Consider the following 15,457-nt stretch of genomic DNA (forward strand, 5'->3'; position numbering starts at 1 on the left):
CCTGGGCCTGCTGCTGCCGCTGCTGGCGCTGCTGGCCCTGCAGCTGGTGGCCCTCTGGAACCTGGCGCTGGGTCGGCTGCCGCTGCTGGCCGGCCAGGTGGGGCTGCTGCCGGCCTCGGCCGCCACGGTCGGGGTGGTGCTGGGCTGGAGCCTGCTCAACGGTCTGCTGCTGCTTCTGGCGATCCGCAGCTGCTGGGACCGGCCCCATCGGGATGGGGTTCCCTGGTTCGCCCTGTCGGTGCCGGTGCGGCTGCAGCACGGCGACGGGACGGTGCACGGGCGCCTGCGGGCCGTCAGCGCCTCGGGCGCCGAGCTCGGCCTGGAGAGGGCAGAGGATGCTCCGTTGCTGCAGGCGGCCGACAGCCTCAGCCTGGAGGGTCTGGTGCCGGGTCAGGAGCTGACGTTCGTGGTGATGGCTCGGGAGGGCCGTGCCATCGGTGGGGTCTGGGGACCGCTCACCCCGTCCCAGCGGCACCAGCTGGACACCATCCTTTACCGGCGCGAGGGGCTGTGGCCCACCCTGCGGGCCCCCTTGGAGCTCCGCACCCTGCCCCTGGTGCTGCTGCGCACGCTGCAGCGGGTGGAACCGGAAAGCTGGTTCCGCCGCAGCCTCATTCCCCAGCTTCCACCGCTGGCGGGGCTGCCGCTCCCCAGGCGTGCAGACCTTCCAGAACGGGCAGGAGCGCCCGACCCCGTTCGCTGAGGTCGTATTCCACCCGCGGCGGCACCTCGCCGAAGACACGGCGGCAGACGACGGCATCGGCCTCCAGCTCCCGCAGCTGGGCCGTCAGCACCTTGTGACTCACCCCCGCCAGGGACCGCTGCAGGGCAGAGAACCGCTGGGGGCCCTCGCTGAGACGGCAGAGGATCAGCAGCTTCCAGCGGCCGCGCACCACCCTCAGGGCCAGCTCCGCCGGACAGAGCTCGGAGCCGCCTGAGGGCTCGTGATCGGGATCGGGAAAGGAGGCGGTCACGGGTCTGGGTTACCGGCGGGTGCCCCAGGCACAACCCGGTGCGTTCTTGTCAGTCAGGGTGCGCGTCCGCCAGAGTCGCGCCATGACCCTAACAATCCCTTACGGCCCGGGGCATCCCCGCTCCAGCCGGTCGGTCACCACCCCATGAGCGACCTGTTCACCCCCCTGACCGTGGGCCCGATTGAGCTGCCCAACCGGGTGCTGATGGCTCCCCTCACCCGATGCCGGGCCGAGCCGGACCACGTTCCGGGGCCGCTGATGGCCACCTACTACCAGCAGCGGGCCAGCGCCGGCCTGCTGATCGCCGAAGCCACGATGGTGATGGAGGGCAACTCGGCCTTCTGGCACGAGCCCGGCATCCATTCGGCGGCCCAGGTGGCGGGCTGGCGGCTCACCACCGACGCGGTCCATGCCGCCGGTGGGCGCATCGTGCTGCAGATCTGGCACGGTGGGCGGGCCTGTCACCCCCTGCTCAACGGGGGGCGCCAGCCGGTGGCGCCGAGCCCGATCGCCATCACCGGCGACGAGGTGCACACCCCCGAGGGGAAACAGCCCTACGTGGTCCCCCGGGAACTGGCCGACGACGAACTGCCGGGAATCGTGGCGGGGTTCCGGCAGGCCACCCGCAACGCCATCGACGCCGGCTTCGACGGGGTCGAAGTGCATGGCGCCAACGGCTACCTGCTCGACGCCTTCCTGCGGGACGGCAGCAACCGGCGCCAGGGGCCCTACGGCGGACCGGTGGCCAACCGGGCCCGGCTGCTGCTGGAGGTGCTGGAGGCCGCCCGGGCCGAATCGCCCCTGGTGGGCCTGCGGATCTCACCGCTGAACGGCGACAACGCCATGGTCGACAGCGACCCCATCGGGCTGTCCGCCTGGCTGGCGGAGCGGCTGGAGCGCACGGGCCTGGATTACCTGCACGTGATGCGGGGGGACTTCCTCGGCCAGCAGCACGGCGATGTGCTCACCCCGATCCGGGCCGGCTTCAGCGGGGTGCTGGTGGGGAACATGGGCTACAGGGCCGAGGAAGCCAACGCCGCGATCACCGCCGGGCAGCTGGATGCGGTGGCCTTCGGCACGCCGTTCCTCGCCAACCCGGACCTGCCCGAACACCTGCGGCGCGGCGCGCCCCTGCAGGTGGCTGACCCGTCCACCTACTACACACCCGGTCCGGCCGGCTACACCGACTACCCCTTCCTGGAATCCGCCTGAGATGACCCCCGATCTTCTGGTGCTGAGTGCCAGCAACGGCGAGAACCTGAAACTCGCCGAGCGTTTCGCCGCCGCCGGCCGCGCCCGTGGCATGGCCGCCGAGGTGCTCGACCTCACCACCCTGTCCCTGCCGCTCTACAACCCCCGCACCCATGCGGCGTCCGGCCTTCCCGCCGAGGTGGAGGGGCTGAGCCGCCGGCTTGAGGCCGCGCCCCGCTGGGTGATCTGCGCCCCCGAGTACAACGGCTCCCTCCCGCCGGTGCTGACCAGCGCCATCGCCTGGCTCTCGGTCCAGGGGGAAGGATTCCGGACCCTGTTCAATGGCCGGCCGATCGCCATCGCCACCCATTCCGGCGGGCCCGGCGAGAAGGTGCTCGCCGTGCTGCGCATCCAGCTGGCCCACCTCGGGGCCCATGTGGTCGGACGCCAGCTTTCCTGCAACCGCCAGAACCCCGCCAAGGACAGCAGCATCGACGACATCGTTCACCGCCTCCAGCGGATGGACCTGATCCAACCCTGACGCCCCTCCCCCCATGACCCTTGTCTTCCGCCCTGCCGGAGAGCGGTTCCACAGCCAGCTCGACTGGCTGGACAGCTGGCACAGCTTCTCCTTCTCCCACCATCACGATCCGGCCTGGATGGGCTTCGGTCCGCTGCGCGTGATCAACGACGACACGATCGCCGCCGGCCGTGGCTTCGGCATGCATCCCCACCGGGACATGGAGATCGTCACGGTGATGGTGGACGGCCAGCTCAACCATCGCGACTCCATGGGCCACAGCGAGGTGCTCCGGGCCGGGGAGGTGCAGGCGATGAGTGCCGGCACCGGCGTGGTGCACAGCGAGATGAACCTGGGCGAAAGCCCCTGCCGGCTGCTGCAGATCTGGATCGAGCCGGATCGGGCGGGCCACCCGCCCGCCTATCGCCAGGAGCCGTTCCGGCTCCAGCCCGGCTGGACGCCGCTGCTGGATCCGGATGGACACCAGGGGGCCCTGGCCATCCACCGTCGGGTGCGGCTCTGGCGGGCCAGAGCCGGCGCGGGTGAGCGGCTGGAACTGGCCATCGCCTCTGACGCCAGCGGCTGGCTGCAGGTGATCGAGGGGGAGGGCTCGGCGTTCGGTCGGTCGCTGCAGCGGGGTGATGGTCTCGGCTTTGCGGCGGCCCCTGCGAACAGCCTCCAGGCCGGCCCCGACGGGGCGGACGTGCTGCTGTTCGAACTGCGCTGAGCAGACCCGGCGGGCCACGGCGGCCGCCGCCCCGGCACGGCCCCAGGATGGGGGGAACAGCGCGACGTCATGGCCCGTTTCCTGCTGCTCTTCAGGCCCCGGGTCTCCCTGCCGCCGACGGAGCTCATCGGACGGCTGGATCCCCTGGTGCTGCGGTTCCACGCCGACGTGGAACACCGCTCCCCCGCCCATCTCAGCGCCATCGTCCGGGGGGAGCACGAGACGCTGCGGCTGCAGCTGATCGCGGACGTCCAGGCCAAGGTGGATGGACCCGTGCTGGAACTGGTGCTGATGAGCCGGGAGGCCATGGGGGCCGGCGCGCCCCACACCAAGGCGCTGTTCGAGACCCTGGTGGCGATCGCCGCCGAGGTGATGCCCGACCTTGACCTGGTGTTTCGATCCGACAGGGACGGTGCGCTCCCTGACCGCAACTGAGAGAATCGACCGAATGCAGACGCTCTCACCAACTCCTGCCGCCCTCGCGGAGCTGCAGCCGCCCCGCGGCTATCGCGTGCTCGCCTGGCTCGGTCTGGCGGCCAACCTGCTGGCCCTGCCGCTGGGCCTGGCGGCGATCCTGCTCAGCAGCCTCTGGCGGACGGCCAATGTGGTCGTCTACACCAGTGCCGTGCTGCCGGCGGTGGCCCTGGGCGTGGTGGCCTGCGTCGCCCTGCTGAAGTGGCGCGTCTGGGGCCAGGTGCTGGCGATCGTGGCGCTGTCGCTGGATCTGGCGATCGAGATGGCCTACGGCATCGTGCGCCTGGCGCTGGTGGGTGAGGAACGGCTGCTGCTGGCGGTGGGCGCCCCGGTGGCCTGGGGGCTGACCCTGGCGGCCCTGGTGTTCTGGTGCCGGCCCGCGATCCGCTCCTACCTGCGCTGAGGGCGGCTCCAGGCCGGCGGGCAACCTGCCGTTCTGTATCAACAGCACCACCCATGGGGCAGGACACAAGGATTGGATACCCCCCAGCCGACCAACGCTGTTTCCATGCCCAGCCCCCAACGCTTCGCCGCCATTCAGGAGATTCACCAGCGCCCTCCGGTGGTGACCCCCCCCATCGAGTCGCTGGATGAGCTCTGGGCCAGCGACGTGTTCAGCCTGGCCAAAATGAAGGCGGCCCTGCCCAAGGACATCTTCAAGTCGGTGCAGCGCACCTTCAAGGAGAACGGCAAGCTCGACGTCTCGGTCGCCAACGTGGTGGCGCAGGCGATGAAGGAATGGGCCACCGGCCGCGGCGCCCTCTACTACGCCCACGTCTTCTATCCCCTCACCAACGCCACTGCCGAGAAGCACGACGGCTTCATCTCGGTTCAGGGTGACGGCTCGGTGATCACCGAGTTCACCGGCAAGGTGCTGGTGCAGGGCGAACCTGACGGCTCCTCGTTCCCCAGCGGCGGCATCCGCACCACCTTCGAGGCCCGCGGCTACACCGCCTGGGACATCACCAGCCCGGCCTTCCTGATGGAGACCCCCAACGGTCTCACTCTCTGCATCCCCACCGTCTTCATCTCCTGGACCGGCGAGGCCCTCGACAAGAAGACCCCCCTGCTGCGCTCCAACGCCGCCATGAACAAGCAGGCCCAGCGCCTGCTGCGGCTGCTCGGGGAAACCGAAGTGGCCCCGGTCAACTCCAGCTGCGGCGCCGAGCAGGAGTACTTCCTGGTCGACAGTGCCTATGTGCCCCTGCGTCCCGACCTGCTGCTGGCCGGTCGCACCCTGTTCGGCAAGCCCTCCGCCAAGGGCCAGCAGTTCGATGACCACTACTTCGGCGCCATCCCCCAGCGGGTTCAGGTGTACATGCAGGACGTGGAGCGCCAGCTCTACAAGCTGGGCATCCCCGCCAAGACCCGCCACAACGAGGTGGCCCCGGGCCAGTTCGAGATCACCCCGTTCTTCGAGGCGGCCAACGTGGCCACGGATCACCAGCAGCTGATCATGACCATTCTCAAGAGCACGGCACGTCGCCACGGCATGAACTGCCTGCTCCATGAGAAGCCCTTTGAAGGCATCAACGGCTCCGGCAAGCACGTCAACTGGTCGGTGGGCAACCCCACCCAGGGCAACCTGCTGGATCCCGGCAGCACCCCCCACGAGAACATGCAGTTCCTGCTGTTCTGCGGCGCCGTCATCCGCGGGGTGCACAAGTTCGGCCCCCTGATGCGGGCCGTGGTGGCCACCGCCGGCAACGACCACCGCCTCGGCGCCAACGAAGCTCCTCCGGCGATCATCTCCGTCTACCTGGGCAGCCAGCTCGAGGACGTCTTCCGCCAGATCAAGGAGGGAGACGTGAAGGGTTCCACCCATGCCGGCGTCATGCAGCTGGGCGTCGACACCCTGCCGGAATTCCCCAAGGATCCCGGCGACCGCAACCGCACCTCCCCCTTCGCCTTCACCGGCAACCGCTTCGAGTTCCGGGCCGTCGGCTCCAACCAGTCGGTGGCAGGTCCCCTTGTGGCCATGAACACGATCCTGGCCGACTCGCTTGCCTACGTGAGCGACCAGCTGGAGCAGAAGATGGCCGCCGGCGAAAGCCTGCCCGGAGCCGCCTTCTCCGTGCTCAAGCAGATCATGACCGACCACGGCAACGTGGTGTTCGGCGGCGACGGCTACTCCAGCGAATGGCACCGCATCGCCGTGGAGGAGCGGGGTCTCGAGAACCTGCCCACCACCGCCGATTCCCTGCCGGTGCTGCAGCGTCCTGAGGTCCGCGACCTCTTCGCCCAGCAGGGTGTGCTCACCCCCCTGGAGCTGGAGAGCCGCTTCGAGGTCTACGCCGAGCAGTACGTGCTGGCCATCGACGTGGAGGCCAAGCTGGCGGTGCAGATCGCCCAGACCCAGATCTACCCGGCCGCCATGCGCTATCTGGGTGAGCTGGCCAGCTCCCTGCAGCTGCAGACCTCCATGGGCCTGCAGGTGTCCCCGGAGACCCAGCACAAGGTCGCGTCCCTCAGCGCCAAGCTGATGGAACTGAGCGGTGCCCTCGAGAGCGCCATCAGCAACGCCCCCCACGGCACCATCGCCCACATGCGCTACTCCGCCGACACCCTGATGCCGCTGATGCACCAGCTGCGGGAGGCGGTCGATGGTCTCGAGGCCGTCGTGGACGACAACCTGTGGCCCCTGCCCTCCTACCAGGAGATGCTGTTCATCCGCTGAGCGCTCCCGTTCCGCTCCCACCTTCGGCAGCGGGGAGGGCCTTTGCGGGCCCTCCTTTTTTTGTCCCCCGGGGCCGGGCCCTCCAGCGGAACCTCACGATCTGCACGCTTGGTTCCCTTCGTCACAGTCGCTGCCCGAGCGGAGGTGCTGGAGTCGATGGATGAGCGTTCCCGCCGACCTCCCGGATCTCGACGAGCACTACGGCTCCTACTGCCGGGCCATGCGGATGCTGGTGCGGGAGGGCAAGAGTCTCAAGAACGTGCAGCGCACCGTCTGCTGGCTGCAGCTGGCCCGTCTGCACGACTGCCGTCCGGCCCGCTACCAGGAACCGGATGCCCTCTATCTGAGGCTGTGTCGCGAAGGCGGGGCCGCCCGTGGGGCGACCTCAAAGCGCTGAGCGCCGGAGGGCGACGACGGCGAACCTTTCCAGGATTCGGTCGCATCGGCCACTGACAGGCACCCCTGGAGCGAACGATGACAGGTGTTCCCATGCTTGCGACGTTTTGTCCATGGACGCACCTACGGCCTTCGCCGCGGTGGCTCTCGCCGCCGTCTCCTGGGACGGGGCCCTCACCATGGCGGGCACACGGGCCCTTCGCCATGCCCTCGACTACCGCGCCCCCTTCAAGGGAAGGAGCGACAAGGAGATGATCAGCCTGATGGACACGCTGCTCCAAGGCCTGCGGGCCAAGGGAGCCATCGGCCTGATGGAGGAGGCGGCCGCGGTGCTGGACGACCGGCAGCGGCACACCGCCTATGCGGTGGCGGCCGAGATCATGCGCTCCGACGGTCCCCTGCAGGACCAGGAGCAGACGATCCTCGCCGACCTGGCCAGCACCCTGCGCCTCGATCCGGAGGAGACCACCAAGGTCCTCGAGGTGATGGACGTCCTCCATGCCAGCATCCTGGAGCCCGCCGTGAGCGCATGAGTTCCGACCCCGCCGGCCTCCGCATCGCCGTGGTGGGGGCCGGCAGTTCCGGCCTGCTGCTCGCCCTGATGCTGCAGCGCCAGGGCCACCGTGTCTGGCTGTTCGAGCGCTCCGGGCGACTGCGCACCGAGGGCTGCGGCATCCTGCTGGTGAAGAGCGGTGTGGAGGCGGTGGCGGCGGCGGCCGTTCCGGGCCTGCTCGACGACCTGCTGGCGGGGGGCCACCCCGTGCAGCGGTTCGTGTTCCGCAACCTCAGGGGCGATCTGATTGAAGCCAGCCCGGCGGAACGGGAGGCCGGAGCGCTGCCCTCCCTGTTGATCCACCGCCGCGCCATCCTCGACGCCCTCTGGGGCCATCTCGATGCCGACGGCTTCCACGGCGACCACGCGCTCGTCAGCTGGAGCCAGGACGAGAACGGCGTTGTGGCCCGCTTCGCCGATGGCCGCCAATGGACGGGCGATCTGCTGGTGGGGGCCGATGGGATCTTCTCCCGGGTGGCGGCCCTGCTCTGTCCCGAGCGGCGCCTGCAGTACCTGGGGGACAGGGTCTGGCGGGGGGTGGTGACGGACGCGGCCTTCTGCACCGACGGGGATTTCTTCGTCTATGCCCGGGGCCGGGGCATCTACGCCAATTTCTTCGATCTGGGCCCCGACGGGGAGGGCCGTGGGCGCACCCACTGGGGCTTCTTCCAGGAGGAGGAGCTCCCGGAGGACCGGGAGACCCGCCAGAGGCTGCTGGAGGAGGGGGTGCCCGCCGACGCCCTGGCCAAGCTTCCCGCCGATGCGGCCGCCGTGATCGCCGCCACGGCCCCGGAGGGGGTGGTGGCGAACTGGTCGTTCGACATCGATCCCCTGCCCGCCCTCGTCGACGGGCGGGTGGCCCTGATCGGCGACGCCGCCCACGCCATGAGCTCCTCCCAGGCACGTGGCATGACGGCGGGGCTGGAGGATGCGGTGGCCCTGGCGGCACGGCTGGCGCCCGGCGCCGCCCCCACCCCGCAGCTGGCGCTGCAGGCCTACCAGCAGGAGCGGCTTCCGGTCGTCCACCGTTATCAGGAACGCAGCCGCCAGGTCAGTCATCGCACGGGCCGGAAGCGCCCGCCGAGCCGACAGACCGCCGGGACCCGGTAGCGGAGCAACACCGAAAGATGTTGTGAAGGTGACAGTTCGGATCTGGCACAGGCGCCAGAATGCCACTCCTGTATACGAGGCAAGACGTGGCGATCTCCTTACCTCAGTCCTCCCGCTCCCGCAGCACCGCCCAGACGCGCAGCAACGTCCAGACGTGCCGCACCTACCGGCTGGTGGATCAGCAGGGTGATCCCCATCCCATCCTCGACGACCTCTACGACTCCCTCGATGCCGCCTGGAGTGAGGCGCTCAACTGGTGGCAGGAGGAGTTCGGCCCCGTCCAGGGTCCCGTCGGCATCGGCGTGGAGGTGAGCACCCTGAGCGGCGAATGGCGCACCCTCCGTTATCCCGGCAGCTGAATACCCCGGCAGGGCCAGGGGCCTCAGAGCAGCTCCCGCGGCGTCAGGCCACCGTCACCCCCTTCCAGAACGCCACCCGACCGCGGATGTTGCTGGCCGCTTCCTTCGGCTCCGGGTAGTACCAGACGGCGTTGGCATTCTCCTTGCCATCCACGATCAGGTTGTAATAGTGCGCCTCTCCCTTCCAGCCGCAGAAGGAGCGGTGGCTGGAAGGCTGGATGCAGGCTGGATCAAGGGCATCGGCGGGGAAGTAGGCGTTGCCTTCCACCGTCACGATGTCGTCACTGCTGGCGATCACCTTTCCGTTCCAGCTGGCCTGCATCGTGGTCGTCCTCAGGGTGCTCCATCTTGGCGCCTGCCCAATGCCTGCGGCCGATCGCTCACCACTCATTGGGCTGGTAGATCCGCAGGGTCCCCACCCCCACCGGGCTGGCCACCGGCTCGGGGCCGGCCGGGATCGCCGTCACCTGGAACAGGTAGGTGTCGGCCTGGACGGGGTTGAACCAGGGCCGCAGCGACACCGTGACCGTCGCGCCAGGAGGCACGGGCTCCGGGAAGCTGAGGCTGAAGCGCCGGGCGGCAGGATCGAACGCGGCCTCCACCGGGATGCGGCGCCCCTCGCGGCGGGGCACACCGAGAAAGGCACGGGTGCGCTCGACGGCAAAGGGGAACTGCCAGTCGGCACCACGGGTCTGCTGGATGGTCATGCCGCCGAGGGAGGCCCCCGCCCGCTCGTCGAGGCTGAGGGTGAAGAAGTACTCCGCCGGCGACTGGCCCACGTTGGTGGTGTAGCTGGTGAGGGTCACCTTCCACGGAGCCCGCACGAACTGGGTGCGGCCGCCCAGCTCCAGGGCTCTAGCGGCGGGAGCAGCGGCCGCCAGGGCCAGGGTCAGCGCCGCCAGCGGCGGCACCATCCCGCCGAGGCCCTGAGGGAGTCGCTGACGGAGACCCTCACCGAGGCCCAGGCGGCGGACGTCCAGGGGAGCGTGAACCGAAACGCCTGCCATGGCCTGCACCCGCATCGATACCAACGCTAGGAGCCAGCGCCGATGGGGCGGCCCGCGGCGGCAAGGAAGGGGGACGGATCCTGGTCGCGGCGATGCTGCACCGGGATCGGTTCCCCCGCCGCCAGGGGATCGGCCGGATCGAGGCGGGCGGTGGCCTCCAGGGAGCGACGCAGCAGGCGGGCCGCGTGCAGCGGCATGTCCCTGGGCACGCTGATGCGATCGCGCAGGTAGCGCAGGCCAGGGGCCGAACCGGGGGGCGGCGGGCAATCCTGGCCCGTGATCAGCCGGGTGAGGGCGCAGCGCAACGGCCGCTCGAAGCCATCGGATCCGAGGGGATTGCGCGCCAGGAGGGGTCCCCGGTGCCGGAGCACCCGGGCCAGGGCCACGGAGGCCGCGTCGGCCGGCTCGCTCTGGCTGGTTTCGGGATCGGGGCCGGGTGGGGACACGATCGGCCAGGGGCCGGCATCGATGCGGTCAGCCAGATGCTGCTGTGCGCCGCTGCCGCTGGCATGGCAGCCGCCCATCTGGGGAGGCAGGTCATGGGCGTGGGTGTGGAAGTCGCTCTGGGTGCCGAGGTAGGTGGAGCGCTGCTCGAGGGCCCGGAACCAGCGATCGATGGCGGGGTGGCGCTCCCTCAGCAGGTAGCCCTTGTAGTAGGCCAGGCTGGCGTTCATGCGCTCGACGTAGGGCACGAAGATCAGGTCCACCGTGCCCAGGTCACCGGTCAGGAACGGTCCCGGCTCCGCCTCGAGGGCGGCCGCGAACTGCGCGGCCCAACGGTCGAAGCCCTCCCGGCCCCGGGCCTCCTCGGCGGCCCCCCGAGACGGGACGCAGAGCCACTGGCACCAGGCCCGGAACAGCTGACGCTCCAGCTGGCGCAGCGGCAAGGCCCGGGACGACTGGATCGCCTCCCCCAGGGGGCCGAAGCTTGCCTCGAGCGCTTCGAGGATCTGGTCGCTTTCGGTGATCAGACGACCATCGAGCTCGAGGGCCGGCAGCATGCCGCTGGGCACCCGCTTGGTGTACCAGGGCTCCTTGCGCCCGTAGCAGAACATCGTCACCTTGCAGATCCGGTGGGGAACCTGCTTCTCCTCCAGCCACAGCCAGACCTTCTGGCAGTAGGGGCACCAGGCGTGGTGGTCGCGGTACAGGGTCACGCGGACCTCCGCCTCCGGACGGCCGAACAGCCGCAGCAGGGCCTGGGGGCTGGTGGGACCCGACGATGACTCGCCCGGCGTCGGCGCGGCCGCAAGGGCCAGCGCACCCCATTCCATCGGCTCGGGAGGCATGCGTGCGGAGCTGGCCATGCAGCCGCGAAGGGGCCAATCACCCTAGTCAAGCTGCCAGAGGCGCGTCATCCGGAGTGCTCGCACCCCCCGGGCCGGCGAATCTATGGTTCCTATCTCCCACGCTCCAGAGCAGTTCCCATGTTCGACGCCTTCACCAAGCTCGTCGCCCAGGCCGACGCCCGCGGCGAATTCCTCAGCCCCGGCCAGATCGACGCCCTGGGTGCGATGGTGGCCGAGAGCAACAAGCGGATGGACACGGTCAACCGCATCACCTCAAACGCCTCCAAGATCGTCACCAACGCCGCCCGCGACCTGTTCGACCAGCAGCCCGCCCTGATCGCCCCCGGCGGTAACGCCTACACCCACCGCCGCATGGCCGCCTGCCTGCGCGACATGGAGATCGTTCTGCGCTACATCACCTACGCGATCTTCACCGGCGACGCCTCCGTGCTCGAGGACCGCTGCCTCAACGGCCTCCGTGAGACCTACCTGGCCCTGGGCGTGCCCGGTGCCTCCGTGGCCGAAGGCATCCGCAAGATGAAGGATGCCGCCATCGCCATCGCCAACGACCGCAACGGCATCACCCCCGGTGACTGCTCCGCCCTGATGTCCGAGGTGGGCACCTATTTCGACCGCGCCGCCGCCGCCGTCGCCTGAGTCGAGCCCAGCCTCCGCCGCGACCATCCCGCCGGGGCCCAGCCCCGGCTTTTTTGTGACCGTTCGCTCGCCGGATGGGCTGTTTGTGCGTTTCGCTACACAGTCATCCATCCCTTGCGTTGAGGGTGATTTCGGCTTGTTCCAGGGTGTCCTCTCCTCCGATGCATGGATCACCAATGGATGCCGCCTTGCCGTCCGCACTGACGAGCTTGGATCGCCTCCCCAGCCCCACTCCATGGGGGCTTCCGGATCATCGGATCAGGGGAATCGCCCCCCTCCTGCAGGTGCTGCGGGCCCGCATCGGAGCTGCACTGGTCAGCCCGGTCCGCACGGCCCTCTTCACGGGCGTCGTTCTGATCGAGCTCATCGCCGTTCTGTGGATGGTGCCGGGGTCCGGCTCTGCCCTCGGCGTCTGCAGCGGTGCCATCGCCGGGTTGGTGGGGATCTTCCCGTCGGCAGGCTTTGGCTAGATGGACGCTTCGATTCCGATCCACGTCCTCACGGCGACGTCCTGCTTCCTGGTGGTGAGCATCAAGTCGCAGACGCAGATCGACCTCTCGATCGACACCTTCATGCTCCACGGCGTGGGCAGCACCATGGCTGGGATGCTGACGGCGATTCTCGCCTCAAGGGCCCTTGTGCCCGGGGATTACTTCCCCTTGTCGGCCAAGATCCTTGAGGAATCAGGACACTTCGGCCCTTTCATCCCCCAGCAGCACGCCGTTATCCTCACCTATGGATTTGTCGCGCTGGGTACGGCTATCATTCTCTGGATTCTCGGTGACCTGATGCCCCTTCGCATCAGCATTGAAGAGGAAGAGCGCGGTCTCGACTTCGTGACTCACGGGGAAGAGGCGTACGATCCAATGACCAACTGACGACCAAACCTTCCATGAAAATGATCACGGCCATGGTCCGCCCCTCCAAGGTGGATGCCATCAAGACAGCCCTCGTTGCCCTTGACATCATCGGCATGACGGTCACCGACTCCCGTGGATTCGGTCGCCAGAAGGGCCAGGTCGAGCGCTACCGGGGAACGGAGTTCACCGTCGAGTTCCTGCCCAAGGCGAGGATCGAGATCGTCGTCCCCACCGCCAAGCTGGACGCGGCGATCGCCGCAATCACCGAAGCGGCCCACACCGGTGAAATCGGTGACGGCAAGCTCTTCGTCACCCCGGTCGAATCGGTGATCCGGATCCGCACCGGCGAATCCGGCGAATCCACCCTCTGAGCAGCGACGCCGACACCGGCGCGTCCCCACCCGGAGCTGGCCAACGCGGTCAGCTCCTTTTTTGTGGGCTCCTGACGGCTCCTGAGCCATCCCGCTGGCCTTCCCCGTCCTGGCCAGCCGCCCAAACCATCCGCCAGGATTTCCAGACCCGCCGCCGGCGCCGGCCATGGAGCAGTCCCGCACCCTGCTGATCAGCGGCGCCAGTCGGGGCATCGGCCGGGCGATCGCGGAACGGGCCCTGGCGGATGGCCACCGGCTCAGCCTCGGCCTGCGGGATCCCGCCGCTCTCCCGGACGGTCCGCTCCGGGAGGCCGCCTGCCGGAGCGAGCGGTTGGTCGTCCATCCCTACGACGCCCGCGACCCCGGCCAAGCGACAGCCTGGGTGGAGGCGACCCTCGCCCACTTCGGCGCCATCGACGGGGTGATCCACTGCGCCGGCCTCTTCTCCCGGGTGGGCCTGCTGTTCGACCCGGGCGGCGAAGGGGAGATCGAGGACCTCTGGCGCGTCAATCTGATGGGTCCCTGGTGGCTCACCCGGGCCGCCTGGCCGGCGCTGGTGGCCAGCGGCGACGGCCGGGTGATCACCCTGGTGTCGATGAGCGGCCAGCGGGTGAAGGGGGCCCTGGCGGCCTATCCCTGCAGCAAGTTCGCCCTGATGGCCCTGTGCCAGTCGATGCGCAACGAGGGCTGGGACGCCGGCATCCGGGTGACGGCGATCTGCCCAGGCTGGGTCAACACCGCCATGGCCTCCCAGGTGACGGCCCTGCCCGCCGACGCCATGACCCAGCCCGAGGACCTGGCCGCCCTCACCGCCCAGCTGCTGCGACTGCCCGCCAGCGCCGTGCCCTTCGAGCTGAAGATCAACTGCGTGCTGGAACCCTGCTGAAGGCGCTCAGATCAGCCGCGAGCCGGAGGCCGTCTGGCGCTGGGAGGGATCGAACACGGCCGCGACGGTGCGGATCAGCCAGCGGCCCGAGGCGGTCACCTCCACCAGGCCCAGGCCATCGGCCTGGCTGAGCCGCACCAGACCGTCGGCGGCCAGGTCCTCAAGGGCGGCCCACTCGGCGGCGTAGCGCTCCGGATCGATCGCCACCCGGAAATGGCACATCACCTGGCGGATCAGCTCCCGCCGCTCCAGCACCTCCGGATCACTCACCACCAGCCCCCGCTCCACCGGCAGCTGGCCGGCGGCGATGCTGGCGGCATAGGCCTTGAGATCCCGCTGGTTCTGGCTGAAGAGACCGGGGAACTGGCTGATCGCCGTGGGGCCCACCCCCAGCAGCTCCAGCTCCCCGCCGGTGGTGTAGCCCTGGAAGTTGCGGTGCAGGCGCCCCTCTCTGGCCGCCACGGCCAGGCTGTCGCCGGAGAGGGCGTAGTGATCCATGCCGATGGCGTCGTAGCCGCACCCGCCCAGGCGGGCGGCGGCACGCTCCAGCATCTGCAGCCGCTGGCGCTGGCTGGGCAGATCCTCGGCGGCGATCTTGCGCTGCAGGGGCAGCTGCTCGGGGAGGTAGGCGAAGGAGAACAGGGACACCCGGTCGGGGCGCAGGTCCTGCACCAGGGCCAGGGTGGCGTCGAACCGCTCCGGCGTCTGCAGCGGCAGACCGCAGATCAGATCGACGTTGACACTGGCGAAACCCGCCTCCCGCATCCAGACCATGGCCCGGCGCAGCTGGTCCACGGGCACCACCCGGTTCACCGCCTGCTGCACCAGGGGGTCGGCATCCTGGATGCCGAAGCTGATCCGGGAGAAGCCCAGGCGGCGCAGCTCCATCACATCCTCCCGGCTGAGGGTCTCCGGATTCACCTCAATCGAGGCCTCCAGATCGCTGGCCAGATCGAAGTGGCGCTCGATCAGCCCCCAGAGCCGCCGTCGCTCGGGAATCGTCAGGTAGTTGGGAGTCCCCCCGCCCCAGTGCAGCTGGGCCAGGCGGCGGCGCTGGGCGGAGTGGCGGCTGATCAGCTCCAGTTCCGCGGCCAGGGCGTCCAGGTAGGGATCCACCACCTTCGAGCCGGCGCCGGTGGTGATGCGGTTGCAGCCGCAGAACCAGCAGGCGTTGCGGCAAAAGGGCACGTGGACGTAAAGCGACAGCGGCGCGTCGGTGGGGCGGGCCAGCTGGGCCTCCAGATCGGCCGAGCCGACGCCCCCGTGGAACGCCGCGGCCGTCGGATAGCTCGTGTAGCGGGGCACGGGCCGGTCGTGCTTGAGCAGCAGGTCGATCGGGGTGGTGGGACGTGGGGAAACGGTGGCCGCAGGGGTCATGGGAAGGGGATGGGGATGGGGGCTGGAGG

20 protein-coding genes and 1 pseudogene are annotated in these 15,457 nt (G+C 69.5%); 16 read left to right on the forward strand and 5 right to left on the reverse strand.

What is annotated here, in order from left to right; translation table 11 throughout:
* Nucleotides 1–703 (forward strand): annotated as a pseudogene (locus tag VB734_RS05640) (glycosyl transferase); the annotation flags it as partial.
* Here VB734_RS05640 and VB734_RS05645 read toward each other — a convergent pair.
* Nucleotides 612–974: a helix-turn-helix domain-containing protein gene (locus tag VB734_RS05645; protein WP_323243086.1), complete on the reverse strand. Its 363-nt coding sequence runs from the start codon at nucleotides 972–974 to the stop codon at nucleotides 612–614. The pseudogene VB734_RS05640 and the gene VB734_RS05645 overlap by 92 nt on opposite strands.
* A 144-nt stretch (nucleotides 975–1,118) precedes the next feature.
* Here VB734_RS05645 and VB734_RS05650 point away from each other — a divergent pair, with 144 nt between their 5' ends.
* From VB734_RS05650 to VB734_RS05695, 10 genes are all read left to right on the forward strand, one after another.
* Entirely contained in the window at nucleotides 1,119–2,186 is a 1,068-nt protein-coding gene (locus tag VB734_RS05650) for an alkene reductase (protein ID WP_323243087.1), read from the forward strand.
* Between the two features lies 1 nt (nucleotide 2,187).
* Nucleotides 2,188–2,706 carry an NAD(P)H-dependent oxidoreductase gene (locus tag VB734_RS05655; protein ID WP_323243088.1) on the forward strand — a complete coding sequence of 173 codons (519 nt, stop codon included), beginning with the start codon at nucleotides 2,188–2,190 and terminating at the stop codon, nucleotides 2,704–2,706.
* Between the two features lie 13 nt (nucleotides 2,707–2,719).
* On the forward strand, nucleotides 2,720–3,412 hold the full coding sequence (locus VB734_RS05660) for a pirin family protein (RefSeq protein WP_323243089.1): 693 nt from the start codon (nucleotides 2,720–2,722) through the stop codon (nucleotides 3,410–3,412).
* 69 nt (nucleotides 3,413–3,481) lie between these two features.
* Nucleotides 3,482–3,847 carry a hypothetical protein gene (locus tag VB734_RS05665; protein ID WP_323243090.1) on the forward strand — a complete coding sequence of 122 codons (366 nt, stop codon included), beginning with the start codon at nucleotides 3,482–3,484 and terminating at the stop codon, nucleotides 3,845–3,847.
* A 13-nt stretch (nucleotides 3,848–3,860) separates the two neighbouring features.
* Nucleotides 3,861–4,289, forward strand: a complete 429-nt coding sequence (locus VB734_RS05670) for a Hepatitis C virus core protein (RefSeq protein ID WP_323243091.1) — start codon at nucleotides 3,861–3,863, stop codon at nucleotides 4,287–4,289.
* Nucleotides 4,290–4,394: 105 nt separating this feature from the next.
* Nucleotides 4,395–6,563 carry a glutamine synthetase III gene (locus VB734_RS05675; protein ID WP_323243092.1) on the forward strand — a complete coding sequence of 723 codons (2,169 nt, stop codon included), beginning with the start codon at nucleotides 4,395–4,397 and terminating at the stop codon, nucleotides 6,561–6,563.
* Nucleotides 6,564–6,723: 160 nt separating this feature from the next.
* Nucleotides 6,724–6,960 (forward strand): DUF3136 domain-containing protein, encoded by a 237-nt coding sequence (locus tag VB734_RS05680; RefSeq protein WP_323243093.1) that lies wholly within the window; start codon nucleotides 6,724–6,726, stop codon nucleotides 6,958–6,960.
* A 112-nt stretch (nucleotides 6,961–7,072) separates the two neighbouring features.
* On the forward strand, nucleotides 7,073–7,492 hold the full coding sequence (locus tag VB734_RS05685; RefSeq protein ID WP_323243094.1) for a tellurite resistance TerB family protein: 420 nt from the start codon (nucleotides 7,073–7,075) through the stop codon (nucleotides 7,490–7,492).
* The gene (locus VB734_RS05690; protein WP_323243095.1) at nucleotides 7,489–8,622 is read left to right on the forward strand and encodes an NAD(P)/FAD-dependent oxidoreductase; all 1,134 of its coding nucleotides are present in this window, start codon (nucleotides 7,489–7,491) and stop codon (nucleotides 8,620–8,622) included. Before VB734_RS05685 ends, VB734_RS05690 begins: the two co-directional genes overlap by 4 nt.
* A gap of 86 nt (nucleotides 8,623–8,708) precedes the next feature.
* Nucleotides 8,709–8,981: a hypothetical protein gene (locus tag VB734_RS05695; RefSeq protein WP_323243096.1), complete on the forward strand. Its 273-nt coding sequence runs from the start codon at nucleotides 8,709–8,711 to the stop codon at nucleotides 8,979–8,981.
* 43 nt (nucleotides 8,982–9,024) lie between these two features.
* On the opposite strand, the gene VB734_RS05700 is transcribed toward VB734_RS05695, so the two are convergent.
* The 3 genes from VB734_RS05700 to VB734_RS05710 are packed head-to-tail and all read right to left on the reverse strand — an operon-like array spanning nucleotide 9,025 to nucleotide 11,295.
* Nucleotides 9,025–9,303 (reverse strand): DUF427 domain-containing protein, encoded by a 279-nt coding sequence (locus VB734_RS05700; protein ID WP_323243097.1) that lies wholly within the window; start codon nucleotides 9,301–9,303, stop codon nucleotides 9,025–9,027.
* A 58-nt stretch (nucleotides 9,304–9,361) separates the two neighbouring features.
* Nucleotides 9,362–9,988: a DUF2808 domain-containing protein gene (locus tag VB734_RS05705; protein WP_323243098.1), complete on the reverse strand. Its 627-nt coding sequence runs from the start codon at nucleotides 9,986–9,988 to the stop codon at nucleotides 9,362–9,364.
* A gap of 26 nt (nucleotides 9,989–10,014) precedes the next feature.
* Complete coding sequence (locus VB734_RS05710; protein WP_416238040.1) at nucleotides 10,015–11,295, reverse strand: glutathione S-transferase family protein; 1,281 nt, start codon at nucleotides 11,293–11,295, stop codon at nucleotides 10,015–10,017.
* Between the two features lie 120 nt (nucleotides 11,296–11,415).
* Here VB734_RS05710 and VB734_RS05715 point away from each other — a divergent pair, with 120 nt between their 5' ends.
* From VB734_RS05715 to VB734_RS05735, 5 genes are all read left to right on the forward strand, one after another.
* Nucleotides 11,416–11,934 (forward strand): phycocyanin subunit beta, encoded by a 519-nt coding sequence (locus tag VB734_RS05715; protein ID WP_015108656.1) that lies wholly within the window; start codon nucleotides 11,416–11,418, stop codon nucleotides 11,932–11,934.
* A gap of 209 nt (nucleotides 11,935–12,143) precedes the next feature.
* Nucleotides 12,144–12,404, forward strand: a complete 261-nt coding sequence (locus VB734_RS05720) for a hypothetical protein (RefSeq protein ID WP_323243099.1) — start codon at nucleotides 12,144–12,146, stop codon at nucleotides 12,402–12,404.
* A complete protein-coding gene (locus VB734_RS05725; protein WP_323243100.1) occupies nucleotides 12,405–12,812 on the forward strand; it encodes a hypothetical protein in 408 nt (135 codons plus the stop codon).
* Between the two features lie 14 nt (nucleotides 12,813–12,826).
* A complete protein-coding gene (locus VB734_RS05730) occupies nucleotides 12,827–13,165 on the forward strand; it encodes a P-II family nitrogen regulator (RefSeq protein WP_323243101.1) in 339 nt (112 codons plus the stop codon).
* Nucleotides 13,166–13,331: 166 nt separating this feature from the next.
* A complete protein-coding gene (locus tag VB734_RS05735) occupies nucleotides 13,332–14,051 on the forward strand; it encodes an SDR family NAD(P)-dependent oxidoreductase (RefSeq protein WP_323243102.1) in 720 nt (239 codons plus the stop codon).
* Nucleotides 14,052–14,057: 6 nt separating this feature from the next.
* On the opposite strand, the gene hemN is transcribed toward VB734_RS05735, so the two are convergent.
* On the reverse strand, nucleotides 14,058–15,457 hold a 1,400-nt coding region (hemN, locus tag VB734_RS05740; protein ID WP_323243103.1), incomplete at its 5' end, for an oxygen-independent coproporphyrinogen III oxidase.

The organism is Synechococcus sp. BA-124 BA4 (genome assembly GCF_034931165.1).

Bases quoted from the DNA above. Each gene is read 5' to 3' on its own strand.
- VB734_RS05650 (WP_323243087.1), top strand. From the start codon at position 1,119: ATGAGCGACCTGTTCACCCCCCTGACCGTGGGCCCGATTGAGCTGCCC.
- VB734_RS05655 (WP_323243088.1), top strand. From the start codon at position 2,188: ATGACCCCCGATCTTCTGGTGCTGAGTGCCAGCAACGGCGAGAACCTG.
- VB734_RS05660 (WP_323243089.1), top strand. From the start codon at position 2,720: ATGACCCTTGTCTTCCGCCCTGCCGGAGAGCGGTTCCACAGCCAGCTC.
- VB734_RS05665 (WP_323243090.1), top strand. From the start codon at position 3,482: ATGGCCCGTTTCCTGCTGCTCTTCAGGCCCCGGGTCTCCCTGCCGCCG.
- VB734_RS05670 (WP_323243091.1), top strand. From the start codon at position 3,861: ATGCAGACGCTCTCACCAACTCCTGCCGCCCTCGCGGAGCTGCAGCCG.
- VB734_RS05675 (WP_323243092.1), top strand. From the start codon at position 4,395: ATGCCCAGCCCCCAACGCTTCGCCGCCATTCAGGAGATTCACCAGCGC.
- VB734_RS05680 (WP_323243093.1), top strand. From the start codon at position 6,724: ATGAGCGTTCCCGCCGACCTCCCGGATCTCGACGAGCACTACGGCTCC.
- VB734_RS05685 (WP_323243094.1), top strand. From the start codon at position 7,073: ATGGACGCACCTACGGCCTTCGCCGCGGTGGCTCTCGCCGCCGTCTCC.
- VB734_RS05690 (WP_323243095.1), top strand. From the start codon at position 7,489: ATGAGTTCCGACCCCGCCGGCCTCCGCATCGCCGTGGTGGGGGCCGGC.
- VB734_RS05700 (WP_323243097.1), bottom strand. From the start codon at position 9,303: ATGCAGGCCAGCTGGAACGGAAAGGTGATCGCCAGCAGTGACGACATC.
- VB734_RS05705 (WP_323243098.1), bottom strand. From the start codon at position 9,988: ATGGCAGGCGTTTCGGTTCACGCTCCCCTGGACGTCCGCCGCCTGGGC.
- VB734_RS05710 (WP_416238040.1), bottom strand. From the start codon at position 11,295: ATGGCCAGCTCCGCACGCATGCCTCCCGAGCCGATGGAATGGGGTGCG.
- VB734_RS05715 (WP_015108656.1), top strand. From the start codon at position 11,416: ATGTTCGACGCCTTCACCAAGCTCGTCGCCCAGGCCGACGCCCGCGGC.
- VB734_RS05725 (WP_323243100.1), top strand. From the start codon at position 12,405: ATGGACGCTTCGATTCCGATCCACGTCCTCACGGCGACGTCCTGCTTC.
- VB734_RS05730 (WP_323243101.1), top strand. From the start codon at position 12,827: ATGAAAATGATCACGGCCATGGTCCGCCCCTCCAAGGTGGATGCCATC.
- VB734_RS05735 (WP_323243102.1), top strand. From the start codon at position 13,332: ATGGAGCAGTCCCGCACCCTGCTGATCAGCGGCGCCAGTCGGGGCATC.